Below are 17,472 nucleotides of genomic sequence, written 5' to 3' on the forward strand. Positions count from 1 at the left end.
CCGAATTCGATGCGCTGTTGATCGTCTTTTTGCCGCGCAGCTGTCAACCATTCTTCATCGATGCGTGGAAATCTCGACGAGCCAGTAAAGCGTAGGCAGCCTGTGGGTAAGACCCATCCTTTAATCGAGAATCTTTCGGAATTTTGCCGAAGCCGGGTCAAAGACGCACAAAAACTGCCTCAGTGGGGCATCTTTTAGAGATTTTTTCGATAATTCTTCTGCTAACTTGCCGCAAATCACACAAATCGGGGGAATGTCTTCAATGGCTGCCAAAAACAATCCGCGACGGGAGAAGCTGATCGAAAGCGCGAAGAAGATCGCTGCTGCAACCAAAGAACAGTATCTCGATCCGGAAATCCTCTTCGGCCGGGCGAGCGGCGACGACCTCGATCGCTACACGCCGGAGATGCTGGCGCTTTCCGCCGTTCATTCTGCTAAGGAGCTCTCGACCTGGGACGGCAAGGTTCCGCGCGTTACGATCGAAACGCTGGCCGGTGTCGAACCCGATGGCGTTGCAGTCTCGGTCCTGACGGTTACCGATCGCAATATGCCGTTCCTCTACGAGTCGGTCATGAGCGAGGTCACGAGTACCTATCGCGATCTCTACATGGCAGTGCATCCGATCCTGGTGGTGGAGCATGGCAAGGCGCCGGTACTTTATTCCGCCGAGGAACCGAGCGATCCGGCAAAACGCGTCAGCCACATCCAACTTCACATTTCGCCGTTGACCGCGACACAATCCGGCGACCTCCTGAAGCGCATCATGATCGTGCTGGAGCAGGTCCGCCAAGCCGTTTCCGACTGGAAACCCATGCTCTCCAAGCTCGACACGGTAATTGCCGAATTGGGCAGCTACAATGCCGGCCGCAAGAAGGCCGACCGCGACGAGGCACTGGCTTTCCTAGCCTGGCTGCGCGACGAGAACTTTACCTTTCTCGGCATGCGCGAATATGTCTATTCCGGCAAGGGCGGCGATGCTGTCAAAGTCGAGCGTCACAAGGGCGCCGGTCTCGGCATTCTTTCCAATCCAGATGTATTGGTGCTGCGCACCGGCAAGGATGCCGTAACGACGACGCCGGAAATCCTTGCCTTCCTGGACGGCCCGGACTTTCTGATCGTCACCAAGGCGAACGGGAAATCAGTCGTCCACCGCCGCGCCTATATGGACTATGTCGGCGTGAAGCGATTCGACAAGGATGGCAACGTCACCGGCGAGCTGCGTATCGTCGGCCTTTTTACCTCGACGGCCTATACGTCCCCCGCGTCGGAAATTCCGCTCATCCGTTCCAAAGTTGCCAAAGTGAAAGATCATTTCGGCTTCGATCCCATGAGCCATTCGGGCCGAATGCTGGAAAACACCTTGGAATCTTATCCGCGCGACGATCTTTTCCAGATCGACACGACGCTGCTCGCGAATTTCGCTGAACAGATCAATGATCTTGTTGAGCGCCCGCGTGTCCGCGTTCTGCCGCGCATCGATCATTTCGACCGTTTCGTCTCGGTCATCGTCTATGTGCCGCGTGAGGAATACGACTCCATCGTTCGGGAAAAGATCGGCACCTATTTGAAGACTGTCTACGATGGCCGGGTTTCCGCCTATTATCCGGCTTTCCCGGAAGGGCGGGTTGCGCGCGTACACTTCATCATCGGCCGGTCCGGTGGCAAAACGCCGCGCATCCCGCAACCGAAGCTCGAGGAAGCGATCCGTGCCATTACCGCCCGCTGGGACGATCGCTTTGAAGCGTTGGCGGGGCCAAGGGCGCCGAAGATCGGCGTCAGCAACGCCTTCCAGGATTCCTTCACCCCGGAGGAAACGGTTACCGATCTCCCGGACATTACCGATTGCGCCTCCGGCGAGCCGATACGCATCGCATTCTATTACCGCAATGATGCAGAACGCGGCCCGATCTTCTCACTCAAGATTTTCCATGCTGGCGAGCAGCTTCCACTCTCACGCCGCGTGCCACTTCTCGAAAATCTCGGTTTCAACGTGCTGAGCGAGCGGACTTTCGACATCGAAGTTCCAGCCGCCGACGGCTCGGTCAACGTCGTCGTGCTGCATGATATGGAACTCGAAGCCCGCAGCGGCGCTGAAATTGACCTCAGCCGTTATGGTGCCCCGTTGGAAGAAGCCTTCGTTTCCGCTTTCGACGGCACGATTGATAATGACAGTTTCAACCGGCTGATCCTTTCGGCTGGGCTTTCCGCGCGCGAGACGAATGTCCTGCGGGCCTATGCGCGTTATCTTCGCCAGGCGGGTATCGCCTATTCGCAGGATTACATCGCAACGACCCTCGACAAATACCCAGAGATCGCCGCTTCGATCTTCCGGCTCTTTTATGATGCACTCGATCCGCAGCTTAGCGAAAAGGCGCGCATGAAAAAGCTCGCCGATCTGCATCGATCGATCGAGGTGGCGCTCGCCAATGTGCCGAGCCTTGACGATGACCGTATCTTGCGCCGCTACATCAACGTCGTCGATGCGACGCTGCGGACCAACTATTTCCAGCGCACTGCCGAAGGCTCGCCGAAGGCGATGCTTGCCTTCAAGCTCGATCCGCATCTCGTCGACGGCCTGCCGGACCCCAAGCCCTTCCGGGAAATCTTCGTCTACGGGGTCGAAGTCGAGGGCGTGCATCTGCGTTTTGGCAAGGTTGCCCGCGGCGGTCTGCGCTGGTCGGATCGCGCCGAAGACTATCGCACGGAAGTTCTTGGCCTCGTAAAGGCGCAACAAGTGAAGAACGCCGTCATCGTTCCGGTCGGCGCCAAGGGCGGCTTCTATCCGAAGAGACTGCCCGCAGGCGGCAGCCGCGATGAAATCTTCAGTGCCGGCCGCGAAGCCTACAAGACCTATATTCGCACCCTGCTTTCGATCACAGACAACATTTCCGGCACCGATATCGTGCCGCCGGCAAATACGGTGCGGCTTGATGGCGATGATCCCTATTTTGTCGTCGCCGCCGACAAGGGAACGGCAACCTTCTCCGACACGGCCAACGCGTTGGCGCAGGAAGCCGGCTTCTGGCTCGACGATGCCTTCGCGTCAGGCGGCTCGGCCGGCTACGACCACAAGAAAATGGGCATCACCGCACGCGGCGCCTGGGAAACCGTAAAGCGTCATTTCCGCGAGATGGATATAGACATCCAGACGACGCCATTTACGGTGGGCGGTGTCGGCGATATGTCCGGCGACGTCTTCGGCAACGGCATGCTGCTCTCCCCGAAGATCAAGCTCATTTCCGCTTTCGACCATCGTGATATCTTCATCGATCCCGATCCGGATATGGAAAAGACGCTCGCCGAACGGCAGCGGCTATTCAACCTGCCCCGTTCAAGTTGGCAGGACTTCGACAAGTCGGTTCTTTCCAATGGCGCGATGATCATTTCACGCGCGTCGAAATCTGTCACGCTGACCCCGGAAGCGGTTGCGGCAATTGGCATCGACAAGGCGGTGGCAACCCCCTTCGAGATCATCACAGCAATCTTGAAGAGCCCGGTAGATCTCCTCTGGTTCGGCGGCATCGGCACCTATGTGAAGGCGCAGTCGGAAACCGATACGGAAGTGGGCGATCGTTCGAACGATCCGATCCGCATCACGGCTGATGAGGTGCGGGCGAAGGTGATCGGCGAAGGCGCCAACCTTGGCGTCACGCAAAAGGGCCGCATCGCTTATGGCCTGAAAGGCGGACGGAGCAATTCCGATGCGATTGACAATTCGGCAGGCGTCAACACCTCGGATGTCGAGGTGAATATCAAGATCGCGCTCGCCAAGGCGATGCATGACGGCCGGCTCACACGGGCAAAACGCGATCAGCTGCTTTCGTCGATGACAGACGAAGTGGCGGCTCTCGTTCTGCGCAACAACTATTTGCAATCACTGGCGATTTCGCTGACCGAACGTAAGGGAACCGCCAATGGCCTTGAGCTTGCGCGCTTCATGAGCGTGCTGGAAGGCGCCAAGCAGCTCAACCGGAAAGTGGAAACGCTTCCCGATGAGGCAACGCTTGCAGAGCGCTATGCTGCCGGCAAGCCGCTCACGCGGCCGGAAATCGCCGTGTTGCTCTCTTACGCCAAGATCGTGCTTTTCGATGCCGTTGCCGCCAGCGATCTTCCAGACGACACTTATTTCGCGTCGACCCTTTCAAACTACTTCCCGGCTAAGATGCAGAAAACCAATGCCTCCGACATCGCAACCCACCGGCTGAAACGCGAGATCATCGCGACGGTGCTTGCCAATGAGGCAATCAATCGTGGCGGCCCAGGCTTTGTAGTGAGCATGATGGATGCGACAGCCGCGTCAGCGCCGGAAGTCGTCCGTGCCGCAATCATCGCCCGCGATGGCTTCGACCTGACCAGGCTTTGGACTGAGACCGATGCGCTAGACGGCAAGATTTCCGGCCAGATGCAGAACCGTGTCTATGAAGAGATCGGCCACAGCTTCACCGTCCTGACTCGCCTGCTTCTGAAGACCGGCATGGCAAAAGGCGGCGTGGCTGAGACCATTAGCCGGCTTCAAACTGCATTGAAGAAATTGAAGCCCTCCTTCGCCGCGCAGGCCCCTGCAGAGTTCGAAGCGCGCGCCATGGAGTATCGCGATGCCGGGCTGCCGGAAATATTAGCTGCTGACATTGCCGGGCTGCCGAGCTTTGCGCTGGTGCCGGAGATCATGCAGATAGCCGAACGTACAGGCGAGGCACTCGGACGTGCCGCCGAAAGCTATTTTGCCGTATCGCAGACCTTCCGCGTCGGAAGGCTCCTGGCCGCCGGCGCCCGCATTCTCACCTCGGATCATTATGAAAACCTGGCGCTGGCGCGCAGCATCGACCAAATTGCCAGCGCCCGCCGCGATATCGTCATCTCGGCGCTGTCCGACCATGGCAAGGAAAAGCTGCCGGTTCAGGCGTGGCATGCAGTCGATCGCATCAGGATCAACCGCATCGCCGAAGAACTGTCAAACCTCAGCGATAGCGGCGATCCAACTCTTGCGCGCATCACGGTGGCCGCAGGTCTTTTGACCGATCTTGCGCGCGACCGGGCGAGGTGACACAGTCCGCCGCGAAAGCGGGAGTGTACGCGTGAGCAGAATAGACTGGACCGGAACGGGAACGCCGGCGCCGCAAAAGGCGTCGGAAAAGGGCATCTGGAGCTGGATGCTCTTCGATTGGGCGGCGCAGCCGTTTTTCACAGTCGTAACCACGTTCATTTTCGGACCCTACTTCGTCGCGCGCCTGACGGCTGATCCGGTTTCGGCACAGGCGATGTGGAGCAACACGGCGACGATCTCTTCGGTGATCATCGCCCTGCTCTCTCCAATCCTCGGCTCCATCGCTGATCAATCCGGTGCCCGCAAACCCTGGATAGCCTGTTTTGCGGTCATCAAAATTGCGAGCCTCTTCGGTCTCTGGTTTGCAGCACCCGGCTCGCCGGTTATCTACCCGGTGATGTTCATGATCCTGGCCTCGATCGCCGCCGAATTCTCGATCGTCTTCAATGATTCCATGATGCCACGCCTTGTGAGCAAAGACGAGGTTGGCAGGCTGTCCAACACAGCCTGGGGACTTGGTTACCTCGGCGGCATGATCGTGCTGATCGCTGTTGTCGGGCTGCTTGCGGGGAGCCTGGAAACGGGAACGACGCTGTTCGGGCTCAACCCGTTGTTCGGGCTTGATCCGCATACCGGCGAGGATGCACGCATTACCGGCCCGATCTCCGCCGTCTGGTATCTCATCTTCATCATTCCGATGTTCCTCTTCACGCCGGATGCGGCGAAGGGGCTGCCGTTCGCTGCTGCCGTACGTTCAGGCTTCAGACAGCTCGGGAACACGATCGACGAGCTGAAGCTCCGAAGAGGTATCCTGAAATTCCTGATTGCTCGAATGATCTATCAGGATGGCGTCAACGGGCTGCTGATCCTTGGCGGCACCTTCGCCGCCGGCATGTTCGGTTGGGCGACGATCGAAATCGGACTTTATGGGATCATCCTCAACGTCGTCGCGATTTTCGGCTGCGTCATCGCCGGACGCGTTGATCACCGCATCGGATCAAAAGCAACGATCCTGATCAGCCTGACGCTGCTGCTGCTCGCAACGCTCGGGATCATTTCGACGGGGCCGGGCTATACGCTCTTCGGCCTGCTGCCGATGTCAACGGCGGACGCCGGCGGGCTTTTCGGCACGACGGCGGAGAAGGCCTATATTCTGTACGGGCTGCTGATCGGTGTCGCCTTCGGTCCTGTACAAGCCTCGTCGCGCTCTTATCTGGCGCGCAGCGTCAGCCTGGAGGAGGCGGGGCGCTATTTTGGCATCTATGCGCTGTCCGGCCGCGCCACAAGCTTTATGGCAACGCTCCTCTTCTCCCTGATGACCTACGCCAGCGGATCAGCGCGTCTCGGCATGGCGACGCTGCTCCTTTTCCTCGCAGGCGGATTGATCCTGCTCGTCGCAACACCTTATCCGGCCGACAGGAAGCAAGATTGAATTGAACCCTGGCTGAGCGCCGGGGTTCTGTCAGCTCAATGGCGGAAATGGCGCATGCCAGTGAATACCATTGCGACGTCGTGCTCGTTGGCAGCGTCAATCACCTCTTGGTCGCGCATCGAGCCACCCGGCTGGATGACTGCCGTCGCACCCGCAGCAATCATCGACAGAAGGCCGTCGGCAAAGGGCAGGAAGGCTTCCGAAGCAACCGCAGAACCGCGTGTCATCGGGGCGGGTAAACCCAGCGCCTTTGCGGCTTCCTCGGCTTTCAGTGCGGCAATGCGGGCGGAATCGACGCGGCTCATCTGGCCGGCGCCAATGCCGGCCGTCTGGCCATCCTTGGCGTAGACGACGGCATTCGATTTCACATGCTTGCCGACCTTGAAGGCAAACTTCATGTCTTCCAGTTCCTGTGCCGTCGGCGCGCGCTTGGTGACGACCTTGAGCTCCAGATCCTCTATCATGCCGTTGTCACGGCTCTGGACCAGCAGCCCGCCGGAGACCGTTTTCGCTGTCAGGCCAGCGGCACGCGGATCGGGTAGACCACCGACAGAAAGCAGGCGCAGGTTCGGTTTCTTCGCAACGATCGCCTTGGCTTCTTCGGTTACGTCCGGAGCGATGATCACTTCGGTGAAGAGCTTGATGATCTCCTCCGCCGTCTCCGCATCAAGCGGGCGGTTAAGCGCGATAATGCCGCCGAACGCAGAAACGGAATCGCAGGCGAGCGCCCGCCTGTAGGCTTCGACAAGGCTCGGCCCCGTTGCGACGCCGCAGGGGTTGGCATGCTTGATGATGGCACAGGCGGGTGCCTTTTCAGGCAGGAATTCAGCGACGAGCTCGTAGGCCGCATCAGTATCGTTGATATTGTTATAAGAGAGCTGCTTACCCTGCAGCAGCGTCGCCGTCGAAACGCCGGGGCGCTTCTCGCCCGTGACATAGAAGGCCGCTTTCTGATGTGGATTTTCGCCGTAGCGCATCTCTTCCTTCAGGACGCCGCCGATCACCCGATGGCGCGGCGTATCGATGGAGAGCGCTTCGGCGAACCAGTTGGAAATCATCCCGTCATAGGCGGCCGTGCGGGCATAGGCCTTGGCTGCCATACGCTGGCGGAACGCATAGCTTGTCTGGCCGGCATCGGCCGAAAGCTGTTCGAGCAGTTCCGGATAGTCCGCGGGATCGGTCAGGATCGTCACGTAAGCATGGTTTTTGGCGGAGGCCCGGATCATTGCCGGACCGCCGATATCGATATTCTCAACTGTCGTCGGATAATCGCCACCGGCAGCACGTACGTCTTCGAATGGATAGAGGTTTATGACGGCAAGATCGATACCTTCGATGCCATGCAGCTTCATGGCTTCCTGATGTTCAGCATCATCGCGGATTGCCAGGAGACCACCGTGAACCTTCGGGTGCAGCGTCTTCACACGACCGTCCATGATTTCCGGAAAGCCGGTAACCTGCGAAACGTCGGTGACCGCCAGCCCCGCGGCGGCAATGGCCTTGTGTGTCCCGCCTGTCGAAAGCAGGCGTACGCCCGTCTCGGAAAGCGCGCGGGCAAGCTCGACAATACCCGCCTTGTCGGAGACGGAGAGCAGCGCGGTTTTGACTTTAACCTTATCGGGGGCGGGGATTTTCTTGGAAGTGACGGCCATGAACCTTCTCCGTTCGGGCTTCAGGAGACATCCGGCAAGGGACGCATAGGGTAATGGCGCCGCGTTAGCACGAGCTCTGCCGCTGCGCAAACAGCGACTAGCTCTTGCGGGACAAAAACCAGCGAATTTCCGGCTTTTCGGCGAAAACGAAGTCGATCTCGATCTGGTCGGAACCGCAGATACCGGAGGCGTCAGCAAAAAAGATATCTTCAGTGACCAGAACTTCGTTCCCCGGCGACGAGAAGAGCCAGCTCTCGCCATCGGGCGCTGTCAGCAACACGGACTCGCGGTCACTCGGCTTCACATTGATGGCCGGATGGATATGGAAGCGCGCTGCCGCACGAAGGGGCTCGTCGCTGACGCGCTCGCCCTGCCGCACCAGCCGATCACGGCCAGTGACGATGGAGCCTGCAGCATTCAGCGTCAGTTCGCGCTCATGGAGCACGCCGAAATTCTTTAGATAGCCGTCGTGACTGACCTTGATGCCATCGCGTCCGTCTTCTGTTTCGGCGCGCTCGACGCTAACGGTCCTCACCGAGTCCGACATGATATGACCGAGAAATTCCGAGGTCGAGAACCGGCTGGATGAGGTGTCGTTCAGCGTCACCGTCGAATGCGTCGCAGTCGTGCGCGCCATCTGCACATAGCGGCGACCGGCGAATTTCGGCGAACCGGAGTTGACGATAAAGCGATGACGGCCTGACGACATTTCAAAGGAAAGGCAGCCCGCATGCGCCGTGCGCGAAAGGAGGCCCACTGCCGGCGGGCCGGTATCGGCGATCAAAACGGTATTTCCCGCCATGAGACGTTGATAGCGCGAATGCGGCATTGCCTTGAAAGGCAGGCCCGCCGTTTCGTCATAACGCAGAACCGACATCAGCTCGTTGGCAAGCGTCGATGTTGCACCGTTGAAGAGCGCGAGATCGCCATTCTGGTGCCGGAAAAAGCGCAGTGCCGGATACATGCGATCAATGCCGGAAATAAGCTTCTGCGGCAGGTCGTGACCGAGATTGACATAGGTCTGGCGGAGCGGCAGGAGATCGAGAAGCAGCTCAAGGCCTGCGCGTGGATTGCGGGATATATGCCCGCCATCGGGCAGAATCTGGCTATCGAATTCATTATCCAGCGCCTGGGCGGCCTTGCGCAGCACACCTTGCCGCGCGGGCATCGCGATCGAAGCCATGGCGAGGGCGATCCGCAGACGGAAGAGAACTTCCCCCGGGGGTGCGAAAGCAGCCATGCGCCGCAGATAGCGAACCTGAAACGCCAAAGATTTCAAGAAACGGCGATAAAAGCCACGATCGGCATTCTGCAGCACAACCGGCGAATGCGAGAGCCAGGCGATCACCCGCTGCGAAGTGACATCGATTTCCCAGGCAATGCCTTCCATGCGGCCAGCATGCAATGAGAGCCAGCTGTCGACGATCGCCCGGGCGACGGCCGAAACCCGGTCGCTCTTATTGGCCCGCATATGACGAAGCCAGCCGAAACCATGCAGGCGGTTGGCAAAGGCGCGTGATGGAAGCGTAAAGCCGAAGGGCGGTTTGCCGTTCGTCTCCAGCAGGCGGCCCGCCAAAGCGAAACGGCCATTCATGATCTCATCGGCTATGTGAGAATCAATTGCACGAAGATCGGTCGGCGCGACGATAAGCCGCTCGGGCACTTGGATCGTTTGGCGGAAAAGGCGCAGACGCAGCAGCGCAATGCGCCGCAACACGCGGCGCCAAGCCTCCCGAACATACAAACTCGAAAACCGCCGGCCGGACTGCATATTCTATTGTCTATTGACCCTCATGATTAAGAATAGGTGAATAAGGGCCGGTTTCAGCGGTAAGACTGCATTAATTTGCAAAACGAAATATAGAAAAGACGTACTCCTGCCCCGCATGAGCGATCAGGCGATCCCGAGTGGCGTCGTCGAGATTGTGGATCGTGAGCGACCCTTCGAATTGCCCGAGTTCTTCGTGGAGTATGTTGCGGGCGATGGCCACATCGACGGCGGCCTGGTCGCCACCGAGGGAGCGGATCGGTTGCAGGTCCTCTTCAGCGGTCTGTCCCATCAATCCCAGCTCCTGTCCCTGTCGCCGCCCCATCTCCAGCGTTAAACTGTTTCTCAAAAACAGTATAACCGGCGAGGGGATAGGGACCAACGTGGGATGTCGTAGGGACCGTCCGGAGACACTAGAGGCGGACGTCGAGCCAGCCGGGAACGTTGTAACGTTTTTGCAGAAACGTTACAACCGACGCAGGGTAAGGCGTGGGAACAGGACCGTCGTACAGCCTCGGGAAACTGCCGCTGGGTTTCGTTAGTCACGAGGCTGGCGGCCTGCCGGAATCTCTCCGGAGCCTCTTCATTTACGACCGAGACACGTATTTCCATCTCGGGGAGGGCTGAAGGCAGTCCCGATCTCGCTTGGATACAATCAAGCAACACGCCGCAACACTGCGGCGTAAAAACCGTCAAGCCCCGAAGCGACCGTTTCGTGCATGCGCAGCATGGCAGGGGTCGTCCGGAATTCGCCAAGCGGAGTGATCGCCATTTCCAATCCGGGCCATCGAGCAGCATCGATCCGGACGCGCTCGATGGTCGGCGTGTCCACCAAAATGCGGCTCACAACGTCCTCTCCCTCGACGGGATCCAGCGAGCAATTTGAAAAAACAAGCGTGCCGCCAGGCCTCAGGAGCGTCAGCGCATGGCGAAGCAGCCGTTCCTGCACGCCGGCGAGCCTTGCAATGTCCTCCGGACCCTTCGTCCAGAGAACATCCGGATGTCGGCGCGTCGTACCCGTCGAGGAGCAGGGCGCATCGAGCAGGATAGCGTCAAACGGCTCTGCCGGCTCAAACTTCAGAAGGTCTGTCGCAAGCGTTTCCGCATCGAGGGCAAGGCGCTCGAGATTCGCGCGCAGGCGCTTCAAACGGCTTTCGGATTGATCGATCGCAGTGACGTTACCTCCGGCGAGAATGAGCTGTGCCGTCTTGCCGCCAGGTGCGGCGCAGAGATCGGCGACACGTTTGCCGGACAGGTTGCCAAAGAGCTTGGCCGGAATGCTTGCCGCGGCGTCCTGCACCCACCATTCGCCCTGATCGAAACCTTCAAGGGAGGGAATCGCGCCGTCAAAGGCCGCAAGACGCACGCCGCCTGTCGGCAGGACTTTCCCATTCAGCCTAGCCGCCCAGCCGGCTGCATCGGATTTCACGGTAAGATCAATTGCAGCCGGCTCGAGCTGGGATTGGGCGATCGCCGCGGCGGCCTCTTTCCCATAGGCCTGTTTAAGCCGTTCGATAAACCATGCCGGCATCGGCGAAATCTTCGCGACATCTTCGAGTACCTGTTCCTTCTCACGGCTAAGACGTCGTAGGATCGCATTCACCAGCTTTGCAAAGCGGCGATTGCGGGGATCCTGATTTGCCTGCTCGACGGCAAGATCGACAGCCGAATGATCGGGAACGTCGAGATAGAGGATCTGCGCTGCTCCAACCACAAGCACATGATGAAGTGCACGCGCGCCTTCCGGCAACGGTGAATCCAGTAAAGAGGCAATCGCCCCATCGATGCGGGGCAGGTAACGCAGCGCGGTGTTCAGGATGGCCCGAACCAGCGCACGGTCTCCTTCCCCAAGAGCCTTATATGCAGGGTTTCCGTGTTCATGATCCAACGCACCATCTAACGGCAGTTTGCGGTCGATGACGGCAGCGAGAATCTTCGCTGCGGCCGCACGCGCCTGCAGACCCGGTTTTGCGGCCGGACGCTCTGCAGGTGGCTTCTTCTTATGGAATGGCTTATTTCTGCCGTCTGAATTCAAGACCAGGGACCTTTTGGCGGTTGAGAACCACCGCGGCCAATACCCGTATTCGGAACCGAGCGCGACTTGCGCGACGGATTAGCAGTACGAACCGTTGCCGTCGAGCCATTCATACCGCTCCCTGCCATTTCCTGAAGTGCCGCAATACGGTTTTCCGTATTTGGATGCGTCGAAAACAGATTGTCCATCCGTTCCCCGGAGAGAGGATTGATGATGAACATATGCGCCGTCGCGGGATTGCGCTCGGCATCATAATTCGGGATATGCGCGGCACCCCGGGCAATCTTGCCGAGCGCGGACGCAAGCCAGAGCGGGTCGCCGCAGATTTCGGCGCCTCGCCGGTCAGCGGAATATTCACGCGTCCGGCTGATTGCCATCTGCACCAGCATGGCGGCAAGCGGCGCTACAATCATCGCCAGAAGCACGCCCACGAAGCCGAACGGATTACTGTTATTCTCGCGGCTGCCGCCAAAGAAGAAGGCGAAGTTGCCAAGCATGGAGATCGCGCCAGCGAGCGTCGCCGTGATCGTCATCGTTAGTGTGTCGCGGTTCTGGATATGCGCCAGTTCATGCGCCATCACACCCGCCACCTCTTCCGGCGAGAGCGCGCTGAGCAGTCCCGTCGAGGCCGCGACGGCAGCATTCTCCGGATTGCGGCCGGTAGCAAAGGCATTCGGCTGCGGACTGTCGTAAAGATAGACCTTCGGCATGGGCAAGCCGGCATTTCGTGCAAGATCGCGTACGATGCGGAAGAATTCCGGCGCGTTTCGCTCATCGACCTCCTGCGCCCGGTAAGCCGAGAGCACCATGCGGTCCGAATTCCAGTAGGAAAAGAAATTCATGCCTGCAGCAATCAGGAAGGCAATCATCATCCCGCCGCGACCGCCGATCAGGAATCCGACAAACATGAACAAGGCCGTCATGAAGGCAAGCAACATGGCAGTGCGAACGAGGTTCATCGAGGTCTCCATCTCCCGTCTGCGGCAAAAGGGTTTTAATCGAGCCGCCAGCGCACTATGATTTGGTCATTCGCCAGCCATTTTCAATATTTCCGGCGGGAGACGCAATTGCAGCCAGCGGACAACGATAATATAGACAGCACTGTGGTAGAAGGGGCAGAACCGCCTCGCAAGGTTCTGTCACCCGCCGCAAAACGCGCGCTTGCCGAAGCCGAGGAACGCCGCAGGAACCAGAAACCTCTGAAGCTGCCGCCGGAGATCGGCGGACGAGGAGGAGCCGAGCCCGCAAGGTTCGGCGACTATGAAATCAACGGCCGCGCCATCGATTTTTAAATAAATATCCTCTTCCTCAGATCGGAATTTATTCCTTCATCGCAAAAGTACTCGCGATTCTCCTGATGGCGCTATTCACGCTCCCGCCGCAGGGTTGGGTTGGCTTGTGACGAAATCGAAGGCCCGTCGCCGCTGCCCGTGAACAGGACGGCAAACGCAAGCCGCGCGCCATCTGTGCCTTCGCGAACTGAAAAGCGGCTCCCGGTTTTCCGGGTGCCGCTTCGATTTCAGGCGGTTACCTTGTTCTGCCTGTTGGCGATGAGGTCCTCGACTACTGCCGGATCGGCAAGCGTGGACGTATCCCCGAGCGAGCCGAAATCGTCTTCGGCAATCTTGCGCAAGATGCGGCGCATGATCTTGCCGGAACGGGTCTTCGGCAGACCAGGCGCAAACTGGATCTTATCCGGAGATGCGATCGGGCCGATTTCCGCGCGAACATGCTTCACCAACTGCTGGCGCAACTCATCGGATCCTTCGTTGCCGGCCATCAGCGTGACGTAGCAATAGATGCCCTGTCCCTTGATTGAATGTGGGTAGCCAACGACGGCGGCTTCCGACACCAGATTGTGCGAAACGAGCGCGGATTCCACCTCGGCGGTACCGAGGCGGTGACCGGAAACATTCAGCACGTCGTCGACGCGGCCGGTGATCCAGTAATAACCGTCCTCATCGCGGCGGCAGCCGTCCCCGGTGAAATACTTGCCCTTATACGTGGAGAAATATGTCTGGATGAACCGCTCATGGTCGCCATAGACCGTGCGCATCTGGCCAGGCCAACTGTCGGTAATGCAGAGGTTGCCATCAGCAGTGCCTTCCAGCACCTTGCCTTCATTGTCGACCAGTTGCGGCTTCACACCGAAGAACGGTACGGTCGCCGAACCCGGCTTCAGGTCGATCGCACCAGGCAGCGGCGTAATCAGGATGCCGCCGGTCTCGGTCTGCCACCAGGTATCGACGATCGGGCAACGGCCATCGCCGACGACATGATGGTACCACTCCCAGGCTTCCGGGTTGATCGGCTCGCCGACCGTCCCGAGCAGGCGCAAGGACGAGCGGGAGGAGCGGGTCACGAAATGGTCGCCGGCACCCATCAACGAACGGAGCGCTGTCGGAGCAGTGTAGAAGATGTTGACCTTGTGCTTGTCGATGATCTCCCAGAAGCGGCCCTGGTCCGGAAAGTTCGGTACACCTTCGAACATCAGGGTCGTCGCGCAATTCGCCAGCGGACCGTAGACAATGTAGGAATGGCCGGTCACCCAGCCGACATCGGCCGTGCACCAATAGATATCGCCATGGTGGTAGTCGAAGACGTATTCATGCGTCATCGACGCGTAAACGAGATATCCGGCCGTCGTGTGTAATACACCTTTAGGCTTGCCGGTTGAACCCGAGGTATAGAGGATGAAAAGTGGATCCTCCGCCTTCATCTTCACAGGCGGGCACTCGGCTTTCACCGTTGCCGCTTCCTGATGGTACCAGAGATCGCGGCCGTGAGCCCAGCCGGTCTTGCCGCCGGTCCGGCGCACGACGAGGACCTTGCTGACCGTCACATGCTGGCGGGCCGCGATGTGGATCGCGGTATCGGCATTGTCCTTCAACGGCACCGGCTTGCCGCCGCGCACGCCCTCGTCGCAGGTGATGACGAATGTCGATTCGCAGTCGACGATACGTCCAGCAAGCGCTTCCGGCGAGAACCCGCCGAAGACGACAGAATGCACGGCGCCGATGCGGGCGCAGGCGAGCATGGCAAAGGCCGCTTCGGGTATCATCGGCATATAGATGGTGACGCGGTCACCCTTCTTGACGCCGTGCTTCTTCAACACGTTCGCCATGCGGCAGACATGCTCGTAGAGTTCGTTGTAAGTGATCTTCTTGTCGATATAAGGGTTGTCGCCTTCGAAGATGATGGCAACCTGGTTGCCGTGCGTTTTCAGGTGGCGGTCGATACAGTTATAGGAAACGTTCGTCTGGCCGTCTTCGAACCACTTGATCGACACCTTGCCGGTAAAGGACGTATTCTTGACCTTCTTATAAGGCTTGAACCAGTCAATCCGCTTGCCGTGCTTGCCCCAGAACTTATCCGGGTTCTCGATGCTCTCCTCGTACCATTTCTCGTACTTGGCCTTATCGATTAGGGCATGGCTCTTCACCGGTTTCGTAACCGGATAGATCTTTTCCGACATGTGACTCCTCCTCAACACGGGCACCGGCGGCTAACTGCGCAAGGCGATCGCCGGAACGCGATTCATGGCATTCATAGCAGGTCAAAAGCACCCGGCAATTAGACAAAGGTCATTTCATTCCTGATCAATTGCAATTCTGCGTCACTACAGTTATATAGCGCCATATTTCCCGGATATTATGGTGATATCCACGGACCGCGACACCGTCGTGGACGACAGAAGGACTATATCCATGGCTCAACAACTGCTCATGCCGAAGGCGACCGCCATCTGGCTCGTCGACAATACGGCCCTGTCTTTCGATCAGATCGCCCAGTTCTGCAAGCTGCATCCGCTCGAGGTGAAAGCAATTGCCGACGGCGAGGCAGCGCAGGGCATCAAGGGCTTGGATCCAATCTCAACGGGACAGCTTTCGCGCGACGAAATCGCCCGCGCCGAAGCAAACCCGAACCACAAGCTGAAGCTCTCGGAGCCGAAGGTTCGCGTTCCCGAATCCAAGCGCCGCGGCCCGCGTTACACACCTGTTTCCAAGCGTCAGGACCGCCCGAACGCCATCCTCTGGCTTGTCCGCAATCATCCGGAACTGAAAGACGCCCAGATTTCGCGCCTCGTCGGCACGACCAAATCGACGATCGAACAGATCCGCGAACGCACCCATTGGAACTCGGCCAACCTGGCGCCGATGGATCCGGTCACGCTCGGCCTCTGCAGCCAGATCGATCTCGATATGGAAGTGGAAAAGGCATCCAAGGGTCGACCGCTGCCGACCGCTGCCGAACTCGGCGCCACGCTGCAGCCCGCCCAGGAAACCGAGCGCATGAGCCCGAGTTTCGAGCGCGAGGAAGAACGCGAAATCGATGCCGATGCCGTCTTCGCCAAGCTCAAGTCGTTGAAGTCTTCCTCCAAGGATGAAGACGAAGACGATCGTTTCTGACATGTCTACATAAACAAACGACCCGCCGGAGCAAATCGCTCCGGCGGGTCTTTTGTTTTCGGCTAGTCCAGAGTTTAGCTGCGGAAGAGCGACAAGATGTTCTGCGATGCCGAGTTCGCAATCGACAGGGACTGAATGGCCAGCTGCTGCTGCGTCTGAAGAGCAGTCAACTTGGAAGATTCTTCTTCCATATCCGCATCGATGAGACGACCGATGCCCGAGTCAATCGAGTCGCTTAGAGCCGAGACAAAATCTTCCTGCAGTTGGATGCGAGTGGAGATGGAGCCCAGCTGTGCACCGGCGCTGGTCATCGCCTTCAGAGCGGATTCGACAGCCGTCAGCGCAAGGCCGACGTCATTAGTCGTGAAATTGGTGATGTCCATCTTATAGACAGAGCCGATCGTACCGTTCGAGGTGCCGATAATGCCCGTGGAGGTCTCGATCAAACCGCCGCTCATGCCGAACAGGACGTTTCCGACGGAGCTGTCATCGAGGATATATTCAGTCTGTTTGACGGATACAGCGTTCGAGCCGTCACGAACAAAGGTCGAAACGACGCTCTTCGTACCCTCGCCAGCAACCCAGTTCTCGCCGGAGAAGGAGGCAGACTGAGCAATACTCAGGAGTTGTTCCTGAAGCTGGTCGATTTCTTCCTGGATCTTGGCCTTGTCGACGCCCGCTTCACTGGCGGCAACCAGCTTGGCCTTGATTTCAGAAACAATGTCGATGGCGCTGTCCATCGCGGCATAGGCAGTGTCGACCTTTGCAGCACCGAGGCCGAGAGCGTCAGAAACGGCCGAAAGCGCCTTGTTGTCGGAACGCATGGTCGTTGCGATCGACCAGTAAGCGGCATTATCAGCCGCCTTGCCGACGCGCAGGCCAGACGAAACGTGATCCTGGGTTTCCTTGAGGCTCTGGTTGACGCCGCGAAGGGTTTGCAGCGCCGCCATTGCGGCAGTGTTCGTTAGGATGCTTGACATCGCTTTTTGTCCAATTCGCTTGGGTGAAAGGGCATTCCGACCAAGGCCGGGAGCGGCGGTGCTTCATGCTCACCTGCAACAGGTGTCCGTAAGCCGAACCTAGCGAAAACATGGTTAACAACTCGTCAACGCCGGTTACAACTCGTCAACGA

Annotated in this window: 11 protein-coding genes; 4 read left to right on the top strand and 7 right to left on the bottom strand. The window is 58.8% G+C overall.

The genetic code is table 11. The annotated features are described in order from the left end of the window. Positions 1-262 precede the first annotated feature (262 nt). The gene (locus tag BN1800_RS11065) at positions 263-5,044 is read left to right on the top strand and encodes an NAD-glutamate dehydrogenase (protein WP_086997366.1); all 4,782 of its coding nucleotides are present in this window, start codon (positions 263-265) and stop codon (positions 5,042-5,044) included. Positions 5,045-5,075: 31 nt separating this feature from the next. Next, on the top strand, positions 5,076-6,476 hold the full coding sequence (locus BN1800_RS11070; protein WP_086997369.1) for an MFS transporter: 1,401 nt from the start codon (positions 5,076-5,078) through the stop codon (positions 6,474-6,476). A gap of 35 nt (positions 6,477-6,511) precedes the next feature. Here the strand turns inward: BN1800_RS11070 and purH are convergent, their stop codons facing one another. From purH to htpX, 5 genes are all read right to left on the bottom strand, one after another. After that, positions 6,512-8,128, bottom strand: coding sequence for a bifunctional phosphoribosylaminoimidazolecarboxamide formyltransferase/IMP cyclohydrolase (purH, locus tag BN1800_RS11075; protein ID WP_086997372.1), 1,617 nt, complete (start codon positions 8,126-8,128; stop codon positions 6,512-6,514). A gap of 97 nt (positions 8,129-8,225) precedes the next feature. Beyond that, on the bottom strand, positions 8,226-9,899 hold the full coding sequence (locus BN1800_RS11080; RefSeq protein ID WP_086997375.1) for a heparinase II/III family protein: 1,674 nt from the start codon (positions 9,897-9,899) through the stop codon (positions 8,226-8,228). A gap of 70 nt (positions 9,900-9,969) precedes the next feature. Then, positions 9,970-10,188: a hypothetical protein gene (locus BN1800_RS11085; protein ID WP_143533948.1), complete on the bottom strand. Its 219-nt coding sequence runs from the start codon at positions 10,186-10,188 to the stop codon at positions 9,970-9,972. Positions 10,189-10,551: 363 nt separating this feature from the next. Continuing rightward, the gene (locus tag BN1800_RS11090) at positions 10,552-11,937 is read right to left on the bottom strand and encodes an RsmB/NOP family class I SAM-dependent RNA methyltransferase (protein WP_086997381.1); all 1,386 of its coding nucleotides are present in this window, start codon (positions 11,935-11,937) and stop codon (positions 10,552-10,554) included. After that, positions 11,928-12,890, bottom strand: coding sequence for a zinc metalloprotease HtpX (htpX, locus tag BN1800_RS11095; protein ID WP_086997384.1), 963 nt, complete (start codon positions 12,888-12,890; stop codon positions 11,928-11,930). The genes BN1800_RS11090 and htpX overlap by 10 nt, the downstream gene beginning before the upstream one ends. A gap of 108 nt (positions 12,891-12,998) precedes the next feature. Here htpX and BN1800_RS11100 point away from each other — a divergent pair, with 108 nt between their 5' ends. Continuing rightward, positions 12,999-13,223, top strand: a complete 225-nt coding sequence (locus BN1800_RS11100) for a DUF1674 domain-containing protein (RefSeq protein ID WP_086997538.1) — start codon at positions 12,999-13,001, stop codon at positions 13,221-13,223. 227 nt (positions 13,224-13,450) lie between these two features. Here the strand turns inward: BN1800_RS11100 and acs are convergent, their stop codons facing one another. Beyond that, the gene (acs, locus tag BN1800_RS11105) at positions 13,451-15,406 is read right to left on the bottom strand and encodes an acetate--CoA ligase (RefSeq protein WP_086997387.1); all 1,956 of its coding nucleotides are present in this window, start codon (positions 15,404-15,406) and stop codon (positions 13,451-13,453) included. Between the two features lie 232 nt (positions 15,407-15,638). Here acs and BN1800_RS11110 point away from each other — a divergent pair, with 232 nt between their 5' ends. Further along, complete coding sequence (locus BN1800_RS11110) at positions 15,639-16,340, top strand: DUF1013 domain-containing protein (protein ID WP_027512251.1); 702 nt, start codon at positions 15,639-15,641, stop codon at positions 16,338-16,340. A gap of 74 nt (positions 16,341-16,414) precedes the next feature. Here BN1800_RS11110 and BN1800_RS11115 read toward each other — a convergent pair whose 3' ends face one another. Next, positions 16,415-17,320, bottom strand: coding sequence for a flagellin N-terminal helical domain-containing protein (locus BN1800_RS11115; RefSeq protein WP_086997389.1), 906 nt, complete (start codon positions 17,318-17,320; stop codon positions 16,415-16,417). Positions 17,321-17,472: the final 152 nt, after the last annotated feature.

This window comes from Rhizobium sullae (assembly GCF_900169785.1).
GTDB lineage: Bacteria > Pseudomonadota > Alphaproteobacteria > Rhizobiales > Rhizobiaceae > Rhizobium > Rhizobium sullae.

Bases quoted from the DNA above. Each gene is read 5' to 3' on its own strand.
- BN1800_RS11065 (WP_086997366.1), top strand. From the start codon at position 263: ATGGCTGCCAAAAACAATCCGCGACGGGAGAAGCTGATCGAAAGCGCG.
- purH (WP_086997372.1), bottom strand. From the start codon at position 8,128: ATGGCCGTCACTTCCAAGAAAATCCCCGCCCCCGATAAGGTTAAAGTC.
- BN1800_RS11080 (WP_086997375.1), bottom strand. From the start codon at position 9,899: ATGCAGTCCGGCCGGCGGTTTTCGAGTTTGTATGTTCGGGAGGCTTGG.
- BN1800_RS11085 (WP_143533948.1), bottom strand. From the start codon at position 10,188: ATGGGACAGACCGCTGAAGAGGACCTGCAACCGATCCGCTCCCTCGGT.
- htpX (WP_086997384.1), bottom strand. From the start codon at position 12,890: ATGAACCTCGTTCGCACTGCCATGTTGCTTGCCTTCATGACGGCCTTG.
- acs (WP_086997387.1), bottom strand. From the start codon at position 15,406: ATGTCGGAAAAGATCTATCCGGTTACGAAACCGGTGAAGAGCCATGCC.
- BN1800_RS11110 (WP_027512251.1), top strand. From the start codon at position 15,639: ATGGCTCAACAACTGCTCATGCCGAAGGCGACCGCCATCTGGCTCGTC.
- BN1800_RS11115 (WP_086997389.1), bottom strand. From the start codon at position 17,320: ATGTCAAGCATCCTAACGAACACTGCCGCAATGGCGGCGCTGCAAACC.